This window comes from Candidatus Zixiibacteriota bacterium, from assembly GCA_040753495.1.
Taxonomy (GTDB): Bacteria; Zixibacteria; MSB-5A5; order GN15; family PGXB01; genus DYGG01.
Genome location: JBFMEF010000048.1, coordinates 26,136 through 47,813 on the forward strand (window position 1 = coordinate 26,136; position 21,678 = coordinate 47,813).

20 protein-coding genes are annotated in these 21,678 nt (G+C 51.2%); 17 read left to right on the forward strand and 3 right to left on the reverse strand.

Features of this window, described 5'->3' with window-relative positions; all coding sequences use genetic code 11:
- Positions 1-71 precede the first annotated feature (71 nt).
- On the reverse strand, positions 72-527 hold the full coding sequence (gene rfaE2 / locus AB1690_02900) for a D-glycero-beta-D-manno-heptose 1-phosphate adenylyltransferase (GenBank protein MEW6014250.1): 456 nt from the start codon (positions 525-527) through the stop codon (positions 72-74).
- Positions 528-657: 130 nt separating this feature from the next.
- Complete coding sequence (rfaE1, locus tag AB1690_02905; protein ID MEW6014251.1) at positions 658-1,659, reverse strand: D-glycero-beta-D-manno-heptose-7-phosphate kinase; 1,002 nt, start codon at positions 1,657-1,659, stop codon at positions 658-660.
- A 91-nt stretch (positions 1,660-1,750) separates the two neighbouring features.
- On the opposite strand from rfaE1, the gene AB1690_02910 reads away from it, so the two are divergent.
- From AB1690_02910 to AB1690_02990, 17 genes are all read left to right on the forward strand, one after another.
- Entirely contained in the window at positions 1,751-2,071 is a 321-nt protein-coding gene (locus AB1690_02910; GenBank protein ID MEW6014252.1) for a DUF3467 domain-containing protein, read from the forward strand.
- Position 2,072: 1 nt separating this feature from the next.
- Positions 2,073-3,809, forward strand: a complete 1,737-nt coding sequence (locus AB1690_02915) for a 1,4-alpha-glucan branching protein domain-containing protein (GenBank protein MEW6014253.1) — start codon at positions 2,073-2,075, stop codon at positions 3,807-3,809.
- Between the two features lie 107 nt (positions 3,810-3,916).
- On the forward strand, positions 3,917-4,171 hold the full coding sequence (locus tag AB1690_02920) for a zinc ribbon domain-containing protein (GenBank protein MEW6014254.1): 255 nt from the start codon (positions 3,917-3,919) through the stop codon (positions 4,169-4,171).
- Between the two features lie 72 nt (positions 4,172-4,243).
- The gene (locus AB1690_02925) at positions 4,244-6,574 is read left to right on the forward strand and encodes an efflux RND transporter periplasmic adaptor subunit (protein ID MEW6014255.1); all 2,331 of its coding nucleotides are present in this window, start codon (positions 4,244-4,246) and stop codon (positions 6,572-6,574) included.
- Positions 6,575-6,633: 59 nt separating this feature from the next.
- The gene (locus AB1690_02930; GenBank protein ID MEW6014256.1) at positions 6,634-7,341 is read left to right on the forward strand and encodes a hypothetical protein; all 708 of its coding nucleotides are present in this window, start codon (positions 6,634-6,636) and stop codon (positions 7,339-7,341) included.
- The gene (locus tag AB1690_02935) at positions 7,334-8,407 is read left to right on the forward strand and encodes a Xaa-Pro peptidase family protein (GenBank protein MEW6014257.1); all 1,074 of its coding nucleotides are present in this window, start codon (positions 7,334-7,336) and stop codon (positions 8,405-8,407) included. The genes AB1690_02930 and AB1690_02935 overlap by 8 nt, the downstream gene beginning before the upstream one ends.
- 5 nt (positions 8,408-8,412) lie before the next feature.
- The gene (gene accB / locus AB1690_02940; GenBank protein MEW6014258.1) at positions 8,413-8,943 is read left to right on the forward strand and encodes an acetyl-CoA carboxylase biotin carboxyl carrier protein; all 531 of its coding nucleotides are present in this window, start codon (positions 8,413-8,415) and stop codon (positions 8,941-8,943) included.
- Positions 8,944-8,970: 27 nt separating this feature from the next.
- On the forward strand, positions 8,971-10,101 hold the full coding sequence (locus AB1690_02945) for a type IV pilus twitching motility protein PilT (GenBank protein MEW6014259.1): 1,131 nt from the start codon (positions 8,971-8,973) through the stop codon (positions 10,099-10,101).
- Between the two features lie 49 nt (positions 10,102-10,150).
- Positions 10,151-11,545, forward strand: coding sequence for an acetyl-CoA carboxylase biotin carboxylase subunit (gene accC, locus AB1690_02950; protein ID MEW6014260.1), 1,395 nt, complete (start codon positions 10,151-10,153; stop codon positions 11,543-11,545).
- 12 nt (positions 11,546-11,557) lie between these two features.
- Positions 11,558-11,935: a glycine cleavage system protein GcvH gene (gene gcvH / locus AB1690_02955; protein ID MEW6014261.1), complete on the forward strand. Its 378-nt coding sequence runs from the start codon at positions 11,558-11,560 to the stop codon at positions 11,933-11,935.
- A 15-nt stretch (positions 11,936-11,950) separates the two neighbouring features.
- The gene (gene gcvPA / locus AB1690_02960) at positions 11,951-13,318 is read left to right on the forward strand and encodes an aminomethyl-transferring glycine dehydrogenase subunit GcvPA (protein ID MEW6014262.1); all 1,368 of its coding nucleotides are present in this window, start codon (positions 11,951-11,953) and stop codon (positions 13,316-13,318) included.
- Between the two features lie 97 nt (positions 13,319-13,415).
- On the forward strand, positions 13,416-14,303 hold the full coding sequence (locus AB1690_02965) for a thioredoxin domain-containing protein (protein ID MEW6014263.1): 888 nt from the start codon (positions 13,416-13,418) through the stop codon (positions 14,301-14,303).
- A 24-nt stretch (positions 14,304-14,327) separates the two neighbouring features.
- Positions 14,328-15,782 carry an aminomethyl-transferring glycine dehydrogenase subunit GcvPB gene (gene gcvPB / locus AB1690_02970; GenBank protein ID MEW6014264.1) on the forward strand — a complete coding sequence of 485 codons (1,455 nt, stop codon included), beginning with the start codon at positions 14,328-14,330 and terminating at the stop codon, positions 15,780-15,782.
- Between the two features lie 86 nt (positions 15,783-15,868).
- On the forward strand, positions 15,869-17,455 hold the full coding sequence (locus AB1690_02975; GenBank protein ID MEW6014265.1) for an energy-coupling factor transporter ATPase: 1,587 nt from the start codon (positions 15,869-15,871) through the stop codon (positions 17,453-17,455).
- Positions 17,456-17,698: 243 nt separating this feature from the next.
- Positions 17,699-18,307, forward strand: a complete 609-nt coding sequence (pyrR, locus tag AB1690_02980) for a bifunctional pyr operon transcriptional regulator/uracil phosphoribosyltransferase PyrR (GenBank protein MEW6014266.1) — start codon at positions 17,699-17,701, stop codon at positions 18,305-18,307.
- On the forward strand, positions 18,307-19,239 hold the full coding sequence (locus tag AB1690_02985; GenBank protein ID MEW6014267.1) for an aspartate carbamoyltransferase catalytic subunit: 933 nt from the start codon (positions 18,307-18,309) through the stop codon (positions 19,237-19,239). Before pyrR ends, AB1690_02985 begins: the two co-directional genes overlap by 1 nt.
- Positions 19,240-20,553, forward strand: coding sequence for a dihydroorotase (locus tag AB1690_02990; protein MEW6014268.1), 1,314 nt, complete (start codon positions 19,240-19,242; stop codon positions 20,551-20,553).
- Positions 20,554-20,681: 128 nt separating this feature from the next.
- On the opposite strand, the gene AB1690_02995 is transcribed toward AB1690_02990, so the two are convergent.
- Positions 20,682-21,575, reverse strand: coding sequence for a DUF3078 domain-containing protein (locus AB1690_02995; protein MEW6014269.1), 894 nt, complete (start codon positions 21,573-21,575; stop codon positions 20,682-20,684).
- Positions 21,576-21,678: the final 103 nt, after the last annotated feature.

The window sequence follows — 21,678 nt, forward strand, 5'->3', positions numbered from 1 at the left end:
TCCTGACGAAATCTTCTCAGCTTTCAGCCCCTTCAGGTCGAATCCCGCGCGCATTCGAAATTTGAAAACGTCTACATTCTGTAGATTATCTTACTCGTTGACCGCCCCCTCTGAAGTGCAATCCGCTTAACTTTCCCGCCGTATGATTTCACAAACTCCGCCCCGACAATTTCGGAAACCTTATAGTCCGCCCCCTTCACCAGAATGTCAGGTCGAATCATTCTTATCAGCCGCTCCGGTGTTTCTTCGGAGAAAAGCACCACATAATCGACTGGCTTGAGGGCATCCAGTATCCGCGCCCGGTCTTTCTCGTTTTGAATCGGACGGTTCTTCCCCTTGAATTTCCGCACCGAGGAATCGGTGTTAAGTCCAACAATCAGAATATCGCCGAGCCGTTTCGCCTTGGTGAGGTAATCGACATGTCCGTAATGCAGAATATCAAAGACGCCGTTGGTGAAGACAATTCTCTTGCCGGACCGGCGGAGGGCAGCCAGAATTGATTTTAGTTTTGTTCTTGGGATTATCATTCTATCGTTCTCACTTGACTTTGCCGAAACCGTTGATTTTGAGTCTTCGTTCTGGGTTCCCCCGCCAGGTGGAGCATACCGACCGTGGTCGGGAATGCCAATAAGGCGACCATTCGGTCACCGGGCTTCATCATCCTCCATTCGCAAAATTCCGCTTCAGTTCATCCACCAGTTTCGGAAGCGCCACCGTCGCCGTCCCCAGTTCCCCTACCACAATGCCGGCGGCGCAGTTCGATATCACAGCCGCTTCTTTCAGGCTCGCTCCCGCCGCCACCGCCGAAACAAAGGCCGAAATCACCGTGTCGCCGGCGCCGGTGACATCAAAAACCTTTTTCGCCACGGTCGGGAAATGGTCCGCCTCCCCGGACGATTGGAACAGCGACATCCCTTTCTCCCCGCGGGTAATCAGCAGAGAATCGGCTTTCAGCTTATCCAGCAACGCCTGTGCTACCGTCTGCAGGTCATCATCAGTCTTGATTCTTCTCCCGGCGGCGAATCCGGCTTCGTGATGATTCGGCGTGATGACCGAAACATTCTTGTAATTGAAGAAATGCGTCTCTTTCGGGTCAACGGCGACAAAAATATTTCTTTCGCGGCAGAACGGTATCAACTTCTCCAGAAGCGACGCCGTAATCACCCCTTTGCCGTAGTCGGAGATTATCACTGCCGCGATTTTTTCCGCGACCGCCTGCACCCGATTCAGTATCTGCCTCTCGGTGTCGCTGGAAATTTCAAAAGTATCCTCCCGGTCGGCGCGAACTACCTGCTGCGAATGAGCGATGATTCGTGTCTTGATAGTGGTGCGCCGCTCGCCATTGTCGATTAAATACTCCCGCGAGATATCTCGCTCTTTAAGAAGTTGCGAGAGCTTAATGGCGGCATCATCTTCGCCGATTACGCCAACCAGAATCGGCTCATCGCCGAGGGCGCGAATATTATTGGCGACATTGGCGGCGCCGCCGAGACGCAGCTGCTCATTGTTGATTTCAACCACCGGAACCGGGGCTTCGGGTGAAATCCGGCTGACCACGCCGTGAAGATATTCATCGAGCATGATATCGCCGAGAATTAATATCCTTGCTTTTCCGATATTACCGGTTATTTTATCAATTCGGTCAATCTTAATTGGCATAATTGAGCGCCTGCTCTACAATTTTAATGATTGACTCAATATATATAAAGTTCAGGCAATTGACAAGAAAAGGAAATGCGAGGTTGATAAAATGGAGATAAAACCGCAACAGGTAAATATTGAAATCGGCGAAAAAGAGGCCGAAGGGATTTATGCCAACCTGGTCCTGGTGGCGCATTCCGCAACCGAGATAATTATGGATTTCGCCCGAATTATGCCCGGCGCGCCCAAAACCCGGGTGCAGGCGCGTATAATCATGACCCCCACACACGCGAAACTTCTGCAGAAAACTCTCGATGAGAACCTGAAAAAATTCGAGAAGCAATTCGGCGAAATTAAGATACACGGCATTCCGGAAGTACATCCAAAAAACATCGGTTTCGGACCGGCCAGCAACAGCGAGGAGAAATAAGATGCCGCAAGGATATTTCGCTTTCGTCTTGCATACTCATCTCCCTTATGTGCTTGCCCATGGCCGTTGGCCGCACGGGATGGACTGGCTGTCCGAAGCGGCTGCGGAAACTTATCTGCCGCTAATTCGAATTATCAATGAACTGGTTCAGGAGGGATATAAACCGAAACTGACGATAGATATTTCACCGGTGCTGACCGAGCAGTTAGCCGATGATTCCTTCAAGACCGAGTTTGAGACTTATCTGGTTCAGAAAATCGACGCCGCCGGAAAAGATGCCGCGGAATTCTTCAAATATTCCCAGCCGAATATGCTGGAGAACGCCCATTTCTGGGAAAAATTCTATAAAGACACCCTGGAACAGTTCAATTCCATCAATCGCGATATTATCGGTCAGCTGAGACGATTGCAGGAGCGGGGATTTTTGGAGATAATGACCTGCGGCGCGACCCATGGCTATTTCCCTCTTCTCTCGCGCGATGAAACCGTGCAGGCGCAGGTGAAACTGGCGGTGAAGAACTATGAAAAGCATTTCGGGCGAAGACCGCGCGGGATATGGCTGCCCGAGTGCGCCTATCGTCCCCGCTACAAATGGGCGCCGCCGGTGCCGATTGACGGCTCCCAGGAGGCATACCAGCGAAAAGGTGTGGATGAATTCCTCTCCGAGAACGGGATTGATTTCTTCATTGTCGATTCAGCGTTGCTGAAAGGGGGAAAATCGATTGGTGTCTACCTTGACCGGTTCGAGGCGTTAAAACGTCTCTGGGGACAATTCGAAGCCCAATATCGCCCGCGCGAAGAGCAGAAAGATAAAACCCCCCGCGAGGTCTATCTGGTCAGCTCCTCACCCGAAGGAAAAAAGCCGACTTCGATTTTCACCCGCGACCCGGAGACAGGGCTTCTGGTCTGGTCCGGCGAACATGGATATCCCGGCGATGGAAATTATCTCGATTTCCATAAGAAACGTTTTCCGGGAGGGCATCGTTACTGGGCGGTAACCTCATCGAAGTCCGACTTAGCCGACAAGGTGGAGTATTTTCGCAAGACTGCCCTGGCCCGCATTGGGGAGAATTCGGAACATTTTGTCGGAAAGATTCATGATATCGTTACCGGATATTACGAACAGTCGCATCGGGCGGGGATTTTGACAGCGCCATATGATGCCGAACTTTTCGGGCACTGGTGGTTCGAAGGTCCGCTGTTTTTGAAGGAAGTGCTTCGGAAAATCTGCCTTGACCCCGAAGTAGATTTGACCTTTCTGGCGGAACATCTCGATAGAGTGCAGCCGACCGAAGTAATTTCAATACCGGAGGGAAGCTGGGGCGAAGGGGGGAACCATTATATCTGGCTCAACGCTGAGAATGAATGGACCTGGAAACATATCTATGAGGCGGAGAAAAAACTCTGCGCCCTGGCGCGCCATTATGAGGCAAATAAAAGCACGATTTCGGATGAATTGACCGAACTTATCAAGCAGCTGGCGCGGGAGTTGATGCTGATGGCCGCTTCCGACTGGCAGTTCCTGATTTCAACCTGGTCAGCCCGCGATTATGCCGAACTGCGGTTGTCGGAACATTGGTCGATATTCAAGCGCCTCGCAGAGATGGCCGACAGGATGATTGCCGGGGAGAGTCCGTCCCTCGGCGATTGGGAGTTCTACTCCGACTGCAAGAAACGGGACGCCCTCTTTCCGGAAATCGAACTGGAGTGGTTCGCGCGGGTAGAATACCCGGCTTAAGAGAAAAAGCGGTATCTGTCGGAGACTAAGGCAGTACTATAATATCAGAGCGGTTCGGGCCGCCCGAGGATACTCTCCCTGTCAGATAAGGGGCATTAATTTTTATATTGCCAAAATATATTTATGATGCCGATTTTACTGCCGTGAAACTGCTTAAGTCAAAAGAAAAAAGCAAATGCCCTTATTGTATGGAAGAGATTGCGCCGGGGGCGATAGTCTGCAAGCACTGCCATACCATTCTAAAAAAGCCGGAGAAGAAAAAGTCGCGACCCTGGTGGGTTGGAAATTATATGCTCGGCATTTACACCGGCATCGCTTTCATGGGGCTAATGATCTATCTTTATCAGCGGATATTCGGCTGAGACCGGCCATTTATTCCTTTGACGGATTCGCCCTCTCTACTTATTTTATATCAACAAATCGCCTGAGGCTTTATGGACAAACCGCCTAAAATCAGGGACGATCTGGTTATCCGGGAAGTGACCGCTAAAGACGGCTCCAAGAACTTTGTAATCAAAGACCCGATAACCGGTCTCTTCTTTCAGGTGCGGGAGCCGGAATACTTCATAATTACAAGTTTTGATGGCGCCAAGGGGTCTGCTGATATCGCGGTCGAATTCACCAAGCGGTTCAATCTGGAAATTGATGCCGCTTCTATTGAGGGCTTTGCGGCGCACCTGCAAAAGCTCTGCTTTCTTGACAATGACCTGACCCGGCTGGAACTGCTGCGACGGCAGCGGGAAGCGACCAGAGAACCAAAACAATCCCTTCTCGGCAGACTGCTGTTTATAAAACTGAAAGCCATCGACCCGGGCCGCCTGTTTGACCGGCTGATAAATCGTGTGCGGCTATTCTTCACGCCGCAATTTGTCGCTCTGGCGGCTTTTCTGATTCTCCTGGCTGTACTCGTATCATTGAATAACAGCCGCGATATACTCCGGGGAATGGGGGAGATTCTCTCGGTTCAGGGGATAATCATCTTATATCTTTCAATGCTCATGGTGGCGGTATTGCATGAATTCGCGCACGGGCTGACCTGCAAATTTTACGGCGGCGAGGTGCGCGATATCGGCTTCCTACTGCTTTATTTTCAGCCCGCCTTCTACTGCAATGTCAGCGACGCCTGGCTCTTTACCGAAAAGAGAAAACGTCTCTGGGTCTCCTTCTCGGGCGGGTTCTTTCAAATTTTCATCTGGTCGCTGTCGGTGCTGGTCTGGAGAGTTACCGCGACCGATACGGCGATAAATCTGGTGGCGCTGGCTGTGATGGCTTTCTCGGGAGTTGCCACCCTGTTTAATTTCAATCCTCTTCTTAAATATGACGGCTATTATATCCTCAGCGATTATCTGGAGATTCCCAATCTTCGCCAGAAAGCCGGAAGATACTGGAAAGGGCTGCTTAGACGGCTCCTGCTGGGACAATGGCGTGATGACTCCGGGTACAGCCGCCGCGAGAAAAGAATCTATTTTTATTATGGAATTTTATCTTTTATTTATGTAGTCTTTATTCTGGGATACTTCTTTATGATGCTGGCGCAGTTCCTGGTATCCCGATTGGGCGGCACCGGCTTCTTGATATTTGCCGCCATTATGGTCTTTCTATTCAGGAATCTGATTATGGACGCAGTCAAAGAGACAGGTCGAGCCATAAAAGCGGAAGGAAGTCTTCTCCGTCGCTGGCCCGGGCGGATAACAGCGGCGATTATTCTGGTCGGTTTGATATTTCTGGTCGCGTTCGTGAAAGTCGAACTGCGGGTGAAAGGGGAACTGGAAATCGGCCCGCGCCAGATTTTAACGCTGAAATACAACAGCGCCGGATATGCGGAACTTTTGCAGTACGACAAATCGAGCCGTTCCACCGGACAGAAGCGGGAAGTGAGCACCTTTTCGAGCGACTATACTACCACTCGATTGCTGCCGCTGGTCAGCATCGGCGACAGCATCGTGGCGGGACAGGTAATCGCCCGCCTGATTAATACCGAGACTTCGCACCTGATAAATGAATATACGGCGCGTCTGCGTGAGGCGGAGGAGCAACTGGCGATTCTTCAGCAGGGAGCGCGACCACAGGAAATAGAAGAGGCGCGCAATACCGTCCGGGAAATGCAGGCAAAATTGGACCAGGCGAGTTTGAATCTGACCCGGATTAATGAAATGTATGCGAAAAATCTCGTAGCGAAACAGGCCTGGGAGGATGCCCGGGCTGATTCCCTGGTCTGGGACGCGCGCCTCAAAGGGGCGCAGAACCGTCTCTATTTATTAAAAGCCGGGACCCGCCCGGAAGAGATTAAAGCGAAAGAAGCCGAAATCGACCGTCTTAAAAGCCAGATAGACTTCCATTCCCGTCAACAGGATGCCTACGAGATTAAGGCGACCATTTCGGGCATGGTGCTTCATCTCGATACCGGGGAGACCGTGTGCGAAATCGCCAACCTGGACACGGTGGAAGCGATGATTACTCTGTCGGAAAAAGAACTGGCCGATATCGGCCTGGGGCAAAAAGTGAAATTCAAAGTGCGCGGATATCCCGAGTTATCTTTCTACGGTGATGTCTATCGGATTGACAATAAGATTGTGGAGAATGTCAATGGGGAGCGAGTCTTTCAGACCGCCTGTCTGGTGCCTAATGACGCTCATCTTCTCCGACCGGGAATGACCGGTGTCGCCAATGTGTACTGCGGCAAGAGAAAAGTCGGTCATCATATATACCGCAAATTTTTCCGCACCATCCGCACCGAGTTCTGGGACTGGTTTGACTGGTTATAAGCCCGGTAAGCCCCGGCTAAAATATCCTCTTGATTAACAAGTCGCCAATCCAGGTCGCGTTGGAAAAACGGGACGAAACCGGGCGGGAGCGGCTCTATGACCGCGTTATTTTCTTTTCTACTATCATTGTATCTCCTATATTGGCGTCAGGTATGAACAGCAGCCTGATTTCAGAGCTCTCCGCCAAAGGGTACTGGCCCGCGCTCGCAATGGAATATTTTCTGGAGAAGAAATTCTCCCGGGCAATCGAGCTTTGCCGCCTGAGACTCTCGGAATGTCCGGAACTGATTTCGGGGCGAACAATCCTTGCCCGGGCGTTGTTTCATACCGGGCAGATGGAATTGTCGCAGCAGGAGTTTTACCGAGTACTGGAGAAAGACCCGGACAATCTCGTGGCGCTGAAATATCTGGGAGATATCAAATTCTATTCCGGCGACAGCGCCAGCGCCTTTTCATATTATGAGCGATTTCTCCTGACGGCACCCGCTTCCGAAGGACTGGCGTCGTCGATAGCCGACCGACCTTTTACGGCAACCAAAATTGTAATGCTCCGTAAGGGAGAAGATAAGAGAGATACCGCCGAGGAAAAATTGCGCGATATACCGTTCCGAACCGAAACTCTGGGAAACCTCCTGATGGCGCAAGGGTACTATCGCCTGGCTCTGAAAGTGTTCAATGAACTGGCGGAAGCCGGTATCAACCCCCGAATTTCCGAGAAGATTGAAATAATAGAAGCATCATTAAGCAAGGACAAGAAAAATGCATAAGAAACGAATTGAAAAAATACAGAGACAACTCGCTGCGGAAAATCTTGATGGTTTCCTGGTGAATCGGCTGGTGCATATTCGATATCTCTGCGGATACAGCGGCTCTTCGGGGCTTCTGATTGTCAGAGAAAAAGACGCCTTCTTTCTCACCGATTTCAGATACAAGGACCAGGCCGCCAAAGAGGTCAAAGGGGCAAAAGTCATAATTACGAAAGGGGACGCGATTTCCGAGTTGAAAGACCTCAAGCAGTTCCAGGGGAAAAATCTTAGATACGGTTTCGAATCGGCGCACGTGACACACGGCGAATTGCAGAGAATTCAAAACGGCTTAGCCGGCGCCTTGCTCGTTCCGGCGACCGATATGGTGGAGCAATTCTCGGTGATAAAAGACGCCGATGAGATTGCCTCGCTGCAAAAAGCGATGGATATAACTGATACCGCTTTCGAACGAATCCTGGGATACCTTCGTCCCGGTCTCAGGGAAAACGAAGTCCGCGCGGAACTGGAATACCAGATGATGACCCTTGGTTCGGAGAAGCCGGCATTTGAGACCATTGTGGCATCGGGATACCGCTCTGCCATGCCTCACGGGGTGGCATCGAAAAAGAAAATCGCCAGAGGAGACTTTGTCACTTTTGACTTCGGAGCTATGTATAACGGATATACCGCCGACCTCACCAGAACTGTGGTAGTCGGCAAAGCCAGCGACCGGCAGAGAAAGGTCTATAATATCGTTTTGCGGGCGCAACTTGCTGCGATAAAAAAGGTTAGACATGGTGTGGAAGGAAAGATGGTAGATAAAGTGGCGCGCGATATCATTAACAAGGCGGGGTTTGGGAAAAACTTCGGACATGGTTTAGGGCATGGCTTGGGAGTCTATATTCATTCAAAGCCGAATGTTGGTCCACGCAGCACCGACACACTTAAGTCAGGGATGGTCATAACGATAGAGCCCGGAATCTACATTTCCGGCTGGGGTGGGGTAAGAATTGAGGATGACGTTCTCGTGACCACAAGGGGTGGTAGAGTGATGACCCGGTCACCAAAAAATTTGTTTGAACTGTAGTTTTAATTTGTTATCTTTTTTTCCGTTCCCAAGCCCCTACGAGGTGGAATATGCGTGAGAAAACGATTAAGAAATTGATAAGATTGGTTGAAGAATCAGATATTGATCAGCTTGAAGTTACCAGCTGGGGTCGGACGGTAAGAATCACTCGCCGGATGAGCGGTCGCAACGGCAAGTCCGACCAGCCGGCGGTCATACAGACTGTCGCCCCGGTGGCGATGCCGCCGGCGGCTGTGACTTCAGCGCCGCCGACTGCGGCAGTGGAGACGAAGCCTTCTGATGCCGAAAAGAACTATGTAGAGATCAAGTCACCTATGGTGGGGACATTCTACGCCGCGCCGGCCCCGGATACCCCGCCCTACGTGAAACTGGGTCAGAAAATTTCGGTCGGTCAGGTGGTTTGTATCGTCGAGGCGATGAAACTGATGAATGAAATAGAATCAGAAGTCGCCGGCACCGTTACAAAAATTCTCGTGGAAAACGCCCAGCCCGTCGAATTCGGGCAGGTTCTGTTCCTGATCGACCCGCAAGGTTAAGTTAAGAACACCTTCAGGAGGCGGGATATGAACCTCAAACAGATGCTTGTTGAGATGCTCAGCCGCAATGCATCCGACCTGCATATCCGTGTCGGCATTCGTCCGCACATTCGTGTCAATGGTCATCTGGAGCAGATATCGACTACCCCTATCACCATAGACGAAATGGAAAACGTTGTCAGCCAGATTCTCAATGAGCAGCAACTGGAGCGGTTCCGGAAGAAGAACGAGATGGACCTGGCGCTTTCGGTTGCCAAACTGGGACGATTTCGTATAAACCTCTTCCGCCAGCGGGGAACCAGCGGTATCGCCATCCGCGCCGTCAATACCAATGTCCCTTCCTTTGATGAATTGAATCTTCCCGATACCATTCGAAAACTGGCAATGGAACGGCGCGGTCTAATCATAATCACGGGAACTACCGGTTCCGGTAAATCAACCACTCTGGCGGCGATGATTGAGCATATGAATGAAAACAGGGATGACAATATCCTGACCATCGAAGACCCTATAGAATATATCTACCGCGATAAAAAGTCTATCATAAGCCAGCGCGAGGTGGGCGCCGATACCGAGACTTTTGCCTCGGCTTTGCGCCATGCCTTTCGTCAGGACCCCGATGTGATTCTGATAGGAGAAATCCGCGACCTGGATACGATGTCGATTGCGTTGACGGCCGCCGATACCGGTCATCTGGTCTTGACAACGCTTCACACTCTCAATGCGGTGGAGACCCTGTCGCGCATAATCTCCTTTTTCCCGCCCCATCAGCATCAACAGATTCGGCTGCTTCTGGCGGGAACGCTGAAATCGATTGTCTGCCAGCGGCTGCTGGCTCGAACCGATATGCCGGGACGAGTACCGGCGCTGGAAATTCTTATATCGACGGCGGCAGTTCGCGATTATATTGTTAATCAGGATAAGACCTCGAGCATTCCCGACCTGATTGAGCAGGGGGGACAGTACGGAATGATAACTTTTGACCAGTCGATTATGCATCTTTACAGGAGCGGGATGATTTCGTTTGAAGAGGCGATGAATCAGTGTACCAACCCGGACGACTTTGACTTACGGGTCAAGGGTATCACCGGAGCGTCCGAGCGGTGGCAATCCGGGGAGCCACAGGCAGAAAAAGAAGGCGACATTCATCGTTTTTAATGTATATTAGTCTGATTGGAAATCGGACTGGATTGGAGAATAGGAATCTTTGTTTAAGAAGATATTAATTGCCAATCGCGGCGAAATTGCGCTGCGGGTAATCCGCGCCTGCCGCGAGTTAGGAATAAAGACAGTTGCCGTTTACAGCGAAGCCGATCGCGCCTCGCTTCATGTTCGTTTTGCCGATGAAGATGTTTGCATCGGTCCGGCGCCGGCCGGCTCCAGCTATCTGGACGCCAAGCGAATAATCTCCGCCGCCGAAGTAACCAACGCCGACGCTATTCATCCCGGGTACGGATTTCTTGCCGAAAACGCCGAGTTTGCCGAAATCTGCGAATCCTGCGGAATTACTTTCATCGGTCCTAAACCGGACATGATTCGAAAAATGGGCGACAAGAACATCGCCAAGCAAACGATGCGCGAAGCCGGGATACCGGTGATACCCGGTTCGGAAGGAATTGTCGGCACACTCGATGAAGCCAAATCGATTGCCGCGGAAATTGGTTATCCGGTGATGATAAAAGCCGTTGCCGGCGGCGGCGGCAAGGGGATGCGACTCTGTCGCGACGAGACCGAACTGGAGAACAACTTTCCCATGGCTCGGGTCGAAGCCGAGGCCGCTTTCAAGAATCCCGATGTCTATCTGGAAAAGGCTATTTTGAGCCCGCATCATGTTGAAATTCAGTTGATGGGCGATTCCTATGGCAATATCATTCATTTCGGAGAAAGAGACTGCAGTATCCAGAGACGTCATCAAAAACTTGTTGAGGAATGTCCTTCGCCTCTGGTGACTCCGGAACTTCGGGCTATCATGGGACGCACCGCCGTCCTGGGCGCCGCTACTATTCAATATCTGGGAGCCGGGACTATTGAATTCCTGGTCGATGCCGACCTCAATTTTTATTTTATGGAGATGAACACCCGTATTCAGGTGGAGCATCCGATTACCGAAGAAGCGACCGACATTGATTTGGTGAAAGAACAGATTCGGGTGGCCGCCGGAGAAAAACTGCGCTACCGTCAGGAAGATATCATTCTCAAGTGGCATGCCATAGAAGCCCGCATCAACGCCGAAGACCCGGACAAAGATTTTCGCCCGGCGCCGGGCGAGATTACCTCGTTCCATGTTCCCGGCGGGCATGGCATTCGGGTGGATACCGCCGCCTACGCCAAATATGTCATCCCCCCTTATTATGACTCGATGATTGCCAAGTTGATTGTGCGGGCGCAAACCCGGCGGGAAGCGATTGAAAAGATGAAATATGCCCTGGAGGAGTTCATCATTGAGGGAATTCCCACCACGGTCAGTTACCATAAAAAGATATTCAGTCATCCTGATTTCATAAACGGCCAGTTCGACACATCCTTCATCTACCGCATGGGAGAGGCTGAAAAACAGACCAAAGAAATCACGACTAAATCGACTGAGGATGAGCAAAAATAGAGGAGGTGTTTTTTGAACATTCCATCAGACCTGAAATATACCAAAGAGCATGAATGGGTTAAAATGGATGGGGATATTGCTACGGTCGGAATAACAGATTTCGCGCAGGGGGAACTGGGGGATGTGGTCTTCGTAGAGCTGCCGTCGGTCGGGACCAAAGTCAAGGCGCTTCAGCCCTTCGGGACAATTGAAGCGGTGAAAGCGGTTTCCGAAATATTCGCGCCGGTTTCCGGCGAAGTCGCCGGAGTCAATACAAGTCTGGAAGGCGACCCGACGGCGGTCAATCGCGACTGTTACGGGGAAGGATGGATGATTAAAATCAAGACTAACGACCCCTCAGAACTGGGGAAACTTCTCACCGCTGATGATTACAGAAAACTTGTCGAATAGGATTGTCTTCCGTCTATGTCATATATACCGAATACCGACGATGACCGTCGGATAATGCTTGAAAAAATCGGGGTTAAGAATTTTGAGGAATTGCTGAAGCCGATTCCGTCGGCGATTCAGATGAAGTCGCCGCTCGACCTTCCGGCGCCGCTGCCGGAGATGGAATTGCTGCGGGAGATGGAAGAAATCTCTCTTAAGAACAAGACCGGACTGGTAATTTTTGCCGGCGGTGGGGTCTATGACCATTTCATCCCTTCGGCGCTGGGGACCATTTTGAGCCGGCCGGAGTTTGTAACGGCATACACCCCCTACCAGGCAGAGGTAGCGCAGGGGACGCTTCAGGTAATATACGAATTTCAGACCAACATCTGCCGTCTAAGCGGAATGGATGCCGCCAACGCCTCGATGTATGACGGTGCCTCGGCCGCTGCCGAAGCGGTCCATCTGGCGCTGGCGCATACCCGTCGGAATAAGGTCGTCATTTCCGATACGGTCAGCCCGCTCTATCGCGATGTCATAAAGACCTATCTCTCCGGATTGAATGTCGAGATAGTCATTATTCCAAATAGTAAAGGGGTGACCGACCTGGAGCAGGTGCGCCAGGCGGTTGACAGCAATACCGCGGCTCTTCTTATGGCGCAACCGAACTTTTTCGGACTGGTTGAGGATGTTGAGCCGGCGGCTAATCTGATTCATAATAGCGGCGGGCTATTTTTAGAGGCCGTTGACCCGATTGCGGCGGCTCTTCTGAAAACGCCGGCCGGGTGCGGCGCCGACATCGCCGTAGGCGAGGGGCAGCCGCTGGGGATTCCTATGAATTTCGGCGGACCGCTGGTCGGTTTTTTTGCCGTCAAAAAAGAGCTGATAAGACTGATGCCAGGAAGACTGGCAGCGCGCACCATTGACGAAGAAGGCAAGCCCGGCTTTGTTCTGACCCTGCAGACCCGTGAGCAGCATATCCGACGAGAGAAAGCAACTTCTAATATCTGCACCAATCAGGCGCTTTGCGCCACGACGGCAACTGTTTATCTGGCGCTGCTGGGCAAACAAGGGCTGAAGAAGGTGGCGCTCCTCTGTCTGGATAAAACCCACCAGGCGGCTGAAAAACTGGCAGCGCTGCCGGGATTTTCCGCCTACTTCCCCGGCGATTATTTCCGCGAAACCGTTATCCGAACACCGCTTCCTGCCGGTCAATTAATTGAGATTATGATTGACCGCCATGGGATAATGCCGGGAATTGACCTGGGACGATTTTATCCCGATATGAAAGATGCGCTTCTTGTCGCCGTAACAGAGAAGCGGACCGACGCCGAAATCGCCGCCTTTGCCCGGGCGATGCAGGAGGCGGCAGCGGTGGCAGTCTTATCGCCCGCGAAGCGATAGAGGACCTTAGATTGTTTTGTAAACAAAGAATCTCGTTAGGTTATCGTAAAACTTGAATACGATAAGGAAATCATAAATTTTAGTTACTGGAGATGTTATGAGAAAAGGGAGAACGTTAGGGTTGATGGTGGTCTGCTTCAGTCTGGCGGCGATTCTATCTCTTGCCGGATGTTCCAAAAAAGCCGAGGTGGTAGCGCCGACCAAGATCGAATTTGCCACCAGTTATGAGCAGGCGTTGCAGCTGGCGCAGCAGAAAAATCAGAAACTGCTAATCGACTTCTATACCGACTGGTGCACCTGGTGCAAACGTTTGGACACCGTGACATTTGTCGATTCCGCGGTTATCGCCATGTCGAACAATATCGTTTTTGCGCGGATTAATGCCGAGCAGGATACCATAACCGCCCGCAAGTATGGCGTGAGCGGCTATCCCACGGTAGTGTTTGCCAACAGCGACGGCACCGAAATCGACCGCATCGCCGGTTTCCTGCCGCCGCCTGATTTTATCGGGACGATAACCGACTACACTAATGATATTCATACTTTGAACTACTATCTGCGTCAAGCCGACAGCGGCGCCACCAATGAACTAAATGCCATTATCGGCGAAAAATATGCTGATCGGGGTATGTACACGGAAGCGGAGATGTACTTCCAGAGGATTATTGATGCCGACCCGGAAAATAAAGAAGGCTATACCGACAAGGCGATGATGGCGGTCGCCGACCTGAAACGTCGGGGTAAGAATTTCGATGACGCGATGGCGATTTTTGGAAAAGTCCGGAAACAGTTCGCCGGAACCGAAATGGCGACCGACGCTGAAATCTGGACCGCTATCTGTCTGCGCCAGAAAGGGGATACCACCGCTGCAATTAAAGCCTTCGAAGACTTTATCGCCAATAATCCGGCCAGCGCCGACACTACTTATGCCCGGCAGCAGATAGAAAAACTAAAAAATCCGGACACAACCAGCGCGTCAAATTAACGGAAGCGAGCGAATTGCAGCATAATGAATAAACAGATTTTGATTCATGAGAAATCCCGGGCGGGAAGAGTCGGGACACCAATGCCGGAGCCATCCCGCTCGGAGCAGGAACTTCTGAATTTGATTCCCCAAAAGTACCGGCGGGATGTCGATGCCCCTATGCCGGAGGTGACCGAAGGGGAAGTGATGAGGCATTATGTCGGGCTTTCGGTGAAAAATCATCATATCGACAAAGGCTTTTATCCTCTCGGCTCCTGCACGATGAAATATAATCCGAAACTCAATGACCGGGCGGCTTCGCTGCCCGGGTTTGCCGAGCAGCATCCGCTGGCACCCTGTCGGACCGCCGCTGGCTCCCTCCAGATTATGTATGAGCTGGAAGGATATCTCAGGGAGATTTCGGGATTCGACGCCGTATCGCTGCAGCCGGTCGCCGGAGCGCAGGGAGAATTTGTCGGACTGCTGATAATCCGGGCATATCACAAGGACAAAGGAAATCCCCGCCGGAAAATCTTGATTCCGGATTCGGCGCACGGAACCAATCCGGCGTCGGTCAGCCTCGCCGGATACGAGACCGTTCAGATCAAATCAAATGAAAATGGCATTATCTCTCCTGAGACAGTCGCCTCCGCCATTGACAGCGAGACGGCGGCGTTGATGCTGACCAATCCCAATACGCTGGGATTGTTTGAGTCGAAGATTGCCGAGGTGGCAAAGATTGTGCATGACGCCGGAGCGCTGCTCTATATGGATGGCGCCAATCTGAATGCCCAGTTGGGCATTGTCCAGCCGGGGAAAATCGGATTCGATATTCTTCATTTCAATCTTCACAAGACTTTCTCGACTCCGCATGGCGGCGGCGGTCCCGGCGCGGGTGCGGTCGGGGTCGTAAAAAGGCTCGAGCCATATCTGCCGGCGCCGGTCTTGTCGAAGAAAGCCGATGAGGATAATCGTCTGTTCCTGGATTATGACCGCCCCAAATCAATTGGAAGGGTTCACTCCTTTTACGGCAATTTTGCCAATTCGATTCGGGCCTATGCTTACATCCGAACCTTAGGCGCCAGAGGGCTTAGAGATATCTCTGAAAACGCCATACTGAACGCCAATTATCTTAAGGAACTCTTAAAAGAGCGCTTCGATATGCCGTATGATTCGGTCTGTCAGCATGAATTTGTGCTTTCCTGCACCCGTCAGAAAAAACTGGGCGCAAAGGCGCTGGATATCGCCAAAAGGCTCCTTGATTTCGGATTTCATGCCCCAACCGTTTATTTCCCGCTGATAGTCCCGGAAGCATTCATGATTGAGCCGACCGAAACCGAGAGCCGGGAAACGCTGGAGGCATTTGCCGAGACTCTAATCGCAATAGCGGCAGAAGTGGAGACCGATGCGGAAAAGCTGCATCATGCTCCTTTCACAACCCCGGTCCGCCGGCTGGATGAAGTCAAGGCGGCGCGTGAGCTTGATATCTGCTACAAGTGAGAAAGTCTCGAAAATAAGCGCGATTGAGTTTGAATTGACTTGAATTTCTCCGCCGATGGCGTTAATTACCCCATCGGCGGTTTCTTATGATTAAATTCTCTGACGTCACTTATCGTTACCCGCAGGGGATTCGGGGTGTTGATGGGCTAAGCCTGGAAATAGGCTCCGGCGAGAAATGCGCCATTATCGGCAACAACGGCTCCGGCAAGACAACATTTGCTTTGCTTGCAAAAGGATTGCTTAAAGCGGAGTCGGGACAGATCGAAATCGACGATCTGAATCCGGCTGCGATGGCCGACAGCAAGGCTCTCAAAAGAAAAATCGGACTGGTATTTCAAAATCCCGATAATCAGTTAGTGGCATCAACGGTGGAAAGGGAAATCGCTTTTACCCTCGAAAATCTGAATATGCCCCGAGTCGAAATGAAGGAGCGGGTAGAGAATATGCTCCGTCTGTTCTATTTGGATGACAAACGAGAACGGCTGACATCACAACTTTCCGGCGGAGAAAAACAGAAACTGGCGCTGGCATCAGTAATGGCGGCATCGCCGGAGATTCTAATACTGGACGAGCCGGGGTCGTTTCTGGATGAAGCCGGAAAACGGCTCCTGCGTGAGGTTTTAGACCGGTTGCTTTCGACTCATCCCCTTCTGACCGTTGTGCGAATAACGCAATACTCTTACATAGCAGAACAGTATCCGCGTCTAATCGTACTGAGCAAAGGAAAGGTTCTTCTCTCGGGAACTCCGGACGAGACATTTTCCAATCCGGCGCTCTGCCGGGAAGCCGGAATTGAGCCGCCGCTTCGTCACCGGCTGCGCCGTGGCCCGCTCGAATCGGCAAAGAAAATAGTCCCGACTACCGCGGGAAACCTACCGGTGCATCAGATAAAAGTCCAAACCCTCGAATTCGCCTATCAAAATGGCTCTGCCGGCGCTCGATTATTTTGCGGCGAATCATTGGAGATTGACAACCGTTCAGTTTATGGGCTGGTGGGTCCCTCGGGAAGCGGAAAAAGCACGCTGATACAACTAATGGCGAAACTCCTGAAGCCGGACCGCGGCCAAATCCTGTATATTGATTTCGATTCGGACAATCCCCGTCTGGCGGTCTCGTTTCAGCATCCCGAGCGGCAGTTTTTTCTTGAAACCGTGGAGAAGGAGATTCGCTTCGGCGCGGAAAATTTCGGCATCGCTGACATTGACCGGATATCGCAGGACTGTTACCGGATGGTGGGACTGGACCGGGCGGAATTTTTCAATCGCGACCCTTTCAGTCTTTCCGGCGGCGAAAAACGCCGGCTGGCATTTGCCGCCATACTCTCCATGAAACCGTCATACATCTTTTTTGACGAACCGACCAGCGGTTTGGATGCCGAAGGGATTGGGCATTTTCGGTGCCTGGTGAAATCGCTTCAAGAACAGGGGGTCGGAGTCCTGATAATTTCGCATTATGGGAATATTATCTTTGACTTATGCCAGCGAATAATCACCCTCAATCAAGGGAAAATCGAAAGCATTTTGAGCCGGGAGGAGTTTTTTTGCAGCGCCGCTTACCGCAGTTTTCTTTCGGAGCCGGAAGTCATTTCTTTTCAACTTCAGGAATGGGGGGAAATCCGGCGCTTCGATGAGGCGGGACTTATTGAGGAATTGGGGTATAAAATAGCCGAATGAGGGGCTTCACCCCTCAAGTCTTCAGCCGCTTTCTGTTTTCCCTGAAATTTTTTCAGAAACTGCTTGACGCCCGAAAAATTAATGATATAATCGCTTTGGTTTTTTGACCTTTTAAAGCCGTCCGGAGAGGCGGCAAAAGGAAGAAATGATAAGTGTTATCAGCAACGTATTCCAAACCATAGTTTTCAAATCATTTTTTCCTCCGGTATGTGTCAGCTATAAATTCATCTCAACGGAGGCGGTGTGACCAGGGAAAAGATAGAAGAAGTCCTTGATGAAAAGGGGATTGCGCGCGCCATAACGCGGATCTCGCACGAAATCCTCGAAAAAAACGGCGGCGCGGAATCGCTGGTGATAATCGGAATTTTGAGTCGCGGCGCCGATATCGCTAAACGAATCGCGGATAGAATTCGTGAAATTGAAGACCGCGATATCCCGGTTGGTCTGATGGATATCAATCTCTATCGCGATGATACCCATTTCAAACTGGACCAGCCCGTCATACAGAGAACTGAGATTTTGTTCGATGTGGCGGGGCGGAATCTGATACTGGTTGATGATGTTCTGTTCACGGGACGAACCATCCGGGCGGCGCTGGACCAGATAATCGATTTTGGGAGACCGAAATCAATTCAACTGGCGGTCCTGATAGACCGGGGGCATCGGGAACTGCCTATCAGACCGGATTTTGTAGGAAAGAATATTCCGACTGCGGCCGATGACCGCGTGCTGGTGCGGCTAAATGAAACCGACGGACGGGAAGGGGTTTTTGTGGTGAAAGGCGGCATGAAAAAGCCGGTTCCGGAAATTGTGGCCTCGAAAAAACGCCGGGCGAAAGGGGGAAAGAAATAATGCAGCTTAAATCGCGTCATCTGTTGGGGCTGGAGGGAATGACCGAGGAAGAGATCACCCTGATTCTGGATACGGCAGAATCTTTCCGAGAAATTATTGAGCGGCCTATCAAGAAAGTGCCGACACTGCGAGGCATAACGGTTCTGAACCTCTTCTATGAACCATCCACTCGTACGCGGATATCGTTCGAACTGGCCGAAAAGCGGCTCTCGGCCGACAGCATCAGTTTTACGCCGGCGACCTCTTCGGTGAAAAAAGGGGAGACTCTTAAAGATACCGTGCGCAATATTGAAGCGATGAAGATAGATATGGTGGTGGTGCGGCACTCCTCCACCGGCGTGCCGTACTTTTTGACACAATGCATCCAATCAAATGTGATAAACGCCGGGGATGGCTCGCATGAGCACCCCACTCAGGCGCTTCTGGACATGTTCACCATCCGGAGAAAATACGGGCGCCTCAAAGACCTGCGGGTTGTGCTGGTGGGAGATATCAAACACTCCCGGGTGGTCCGTTCCAATATCTGGGGATTAAAAGCGATGGGAGCATCGGTGGCGGTCTGCGGTCCGACCACATTGCTTCCCGTCGAAATCGAAAAGTTCGGAGTTGATGTCTATCAGAATCTGGATAAAGCGATTGAAGGCGCCGATGTGGTCAATATCATGAGAATTCAGCTGGAGCGGCAGCAGGCCGGGCTCTTTCCCTCACAGAGAGAATATACCAACCTGTTCGGAATGACACGGGAACGTCTGGCGCTTCTGAACAAAAATTACACCATAATGCATCCGGGTCCAATGAACCGGGGAGTAGAGATTACCAATGAAGTCGCCGATGGCGATGCTTCCGTAATACTGGAGCAGGTTACTAACGGGCAGGCGGTGCGGATGGCGGTCCTGTATCTTTTGTCCGGCAAGAAAGCCGAGGAGGAATAGATGAAGATATCGGAATTTGACCTGGTCATCAAAAACGGGTTGGTTATCGACCCGGCTATCGGTTTCGGCAACGAGGCGGATATCTTTATCAAAGAAGGCAAGATTGCCAGAGTCGGAAAAGATGGGCTCACCAAAAAAGAATCTGCCGGTATTCCGTCGGACAGAATCATTGATGCCTCCGGAAAACTGGTTGTGCCCGGATTGATTGATATGCATGTCCATCTGCGGGAACCGGGGCGGGAAGACGAAGAAACCATTATCACCGGTTGCCAGGCCGCTGCCGCCGGAGGTTTTACCTCGGTCTGCTGCATGCCCAATACCACGCCGACCATCGACAATCAGGAGACGGTCAAGTTCGTGCTCTCGCGAGCGGAGATGGCGGACGCCAATGTCCATGTGGTGGGAGCGATTACTAAAGGAATCAAAGGGGAAGAACTGGCCGAAATTGGAGACCTGGTAAATGCCGGAGCCGTGGCGATTTCAGATGATGGCAATTATCTGCAGAATCCGGAATTGATGCGCCGCGCCCTCGAATATACCAAAATGTTTGATATACCCATTATATCCCATGCGGAAGACCGCTATCTGAGCGCCTCAGGTGTGATGAATGAATCTTATCAGTCTACCCGGCTGGGCTTGAAAGGAAGTCCCGCGGTCGCCGAAGAGATAGCGGTGCTCCGCGATATCCGTCTTTGCGCCTTCACCGGAGGACGGGTTCATATCGCGCATATTTCCACCGCCGGCGCGGTGCGAGCGGTGCGGCTGGCTAAAGCCGAAGGAATCAATGTAACCGCTGAAGCAACACCGCATCACTTTTCGCTGACCGATGATGAAATCGGCAAGGAATTCAATACCAACCTCCGAGTCAATCCCCCTGTCAGAACGCAAAGGGATGTCGAGGCCGTTATAGAAGGATTGATTGATGGTACCATCGATTGTATCAGCTCCGACCATGCGCCGCACGCCGAAGAGGAAAAGGATGTCGAGTTCGACCAGGCGCCGCCAGGAATGATAGGACTGGAAACCACCCTCGGTCTGGTAAAAACCAGATTGATTGACAAAGGGTATCTATCCTGGGCTGATGCCTTAAGCAAAATGACCATTAATCCGGCGCGAATCCTGAAACTTCCCGGCGGCAGACTGGAAATTGGAAAGAAAGCGGATATCACCGTCATTGACCCGGAGAAGAAATGGACTGTGAAAAAAGAGAATTTCCGCTCCAAGTCGAAAAATTCGCCCTATATCGGATGGAAACTGAGCGGTAAAGTGGAATATACGATATTGGGGGGGCGATTGGTATATAAGCCAAAGTGACCCGCCGTCGGTCGTGATAGATTTAGCGGCGCACAGTCGTGCGCCGCTGTAAAACAAAAATTTATCCGCTTTTAGCGGCAAGTCTGTCAGACGATTTCAGTGCGAATTCCGCCAAACCCAAAAGCCGTTCAAAACATTTTATAGGTCAATCCCAGCGAGAGGGTCTGTTTCAGCCTACCCTTGGTGCTTATCTGTTTGTCATATAAGAGCTGAATATAGAAAACAACCTGGACATATTTGGAAACGCTTGCCGTCAGAGAATTCTCCCAGTTGACATCGATAGCCTTCCAGTAATCCTCGGCTTCCGTTCCCTGGAATTTTTCTTTCTCCGAATAGAATAGCGCCTTGTAGGCGGTCAATTTCCCGACATACGCCAGCTTGTCGCTTAAAACTTTCTTTATATCGGTAACCGATTCAATACCGCCGTCGGTGGCGGTTTCCGCTTTGGTGGTCGAGGAATCGGGCGGCTGCAGGACTTTGTTTATATTCTGCTTGAAGGCGAAACCGAGACGAGTCAGGATTTCGTCTTTATCCTTCTTCAAAATCTGTCGTGCCAGACCGGCCGATTCGGTAAGAAGCATCGGGTTGACATACCGCTTATGGTCGGGGACCGAGGCGTCCAGAAACTGGCTTTCAAAGCGGAAGGCGACATACGGCTGAATCAATGATTGTATGGTAAAAAGACCGACCGCTTCCAGGTCGATTTTATCGGTCGATTTAGTCGGTTTCGACCAGTTCTTGGTTAACTCATCCTGGCTATGGGTCTGCCCGAATGCCAGCTTAACCGTGTTCTTGAGATTGAATACCGGCGATAGCTGCTTGGAAAATATGCCGTTGGCATTGATAGTCCAGGCAACACTGCCGGCTTCTCCGCCGACCCAAGAGTCGGAGTAACTGCTCTGGGTGGCATTAAGGCTGAGGTCCAGCGACTTCTCCCAGCCGGTTTGCGCCCTTGATGTCGCCAATCCGGCAATGATTAAGCAGAAAAGAAGTATGGTTGTTTTGTATGCGGGATTTTTCATCGTCACCTCCCGGTTAGATTTGTTCAATTGCCGTCTTGTAAACCCGCCTTAACCTTTGTCTGGTTAAGGCAATTATGTTGACATATCTCAATATAAAAATTAA

Coding starts and splice junctions, on each gene's coding strand:
- rfaE2 (MEW6014250.1), bottom strand. CDS start 527: ATGATAATCCCAAGAACAAAACTAAAATCAATTCTGGCTGCCCTCCGC.
- rfaE1 (MEW6014251.1), bottom strand. CDS start 1,659: ATGCCAATTAAGATTGACCGAATTGATAAAATAACCGGTAATATCGGA.
- AB1690_02910 (MEW6014252.1), top strand. CDS start 1,751: ATGGAGATAAAACCGCAACAGGTAAATATTGAAATCGGCGAAAAAGAG.
- AB1690_02915 (MEW6014253.1), top strand. CDS start 2,073: ATGCCGCAAGGATATTTCGCTTTCGTCTTGCATACTCATCTCCCTTAT.
- AB1690_02925 (MEW6014255.1), top strand. CDS start 4,244: ATGGACAAACCGCCTAAAATCAGGGACGATCTGGTTATCCGGGAAGTG.
- AB1690_02935 (MEW6014257.1), top strand. CDS start 7,334: ATGCATAAGAAACGAATTGAAAAAATACAGAGACAACTCGCTGCGGAA.
- AB1690_02945 (MEW6014259.1), top strand. CDS start 8,971: ATGAACCTCAAACAGATGCTTGTTGAGATGCTCAGCCGCAATGCATCC.
- gcvPA (MEW6014262.1), top strand. CDS start 11,951: ATGTCATATATACCGAATACCGACGATGACCGTCGGATAATGCTTGAA.
- AB1690_02965 (MEW6014263.1), top strand. CDS start 13,416: ATGAGAAAAGGGAGAACGTTAGGGTTGATGGTGGTCTGCTTCAGTCTG.
- gcvPB (MEW6014264.1), top strand. CDS start 14,328: ATGAATAAACAGATTTTGATTCATGAGAAATCCCGGGCGGGAAGAGTC.
- AB1690_02975 (MEW6014265.1), top strand. CDS start 15,869: ATGATTAAATTCTCTGACGTCACTTATCGTTACCCGCAGGGGATTCGG.
- AB1690_02985 (MEW6014267.1), top strand. CDS start 18,307: ATGCAGCTTAAATCGCGTCATCTGTTGGGGCTGGAGGGAATGACCGAG.
- AB1690_02990 (MEW6014268.1), top strand. CDS start 19,240: ATGAAGATATCGGAATTTGACCTGGTCATCAAAAACGGGTTGGTTATC.
- AB1690_02995 (MEW6014269.1), bottom strand. CDS start 21,575: ATGAAAAATCCCGCATACAAAACAACCATACTTCTTTTCTGCTTAATC.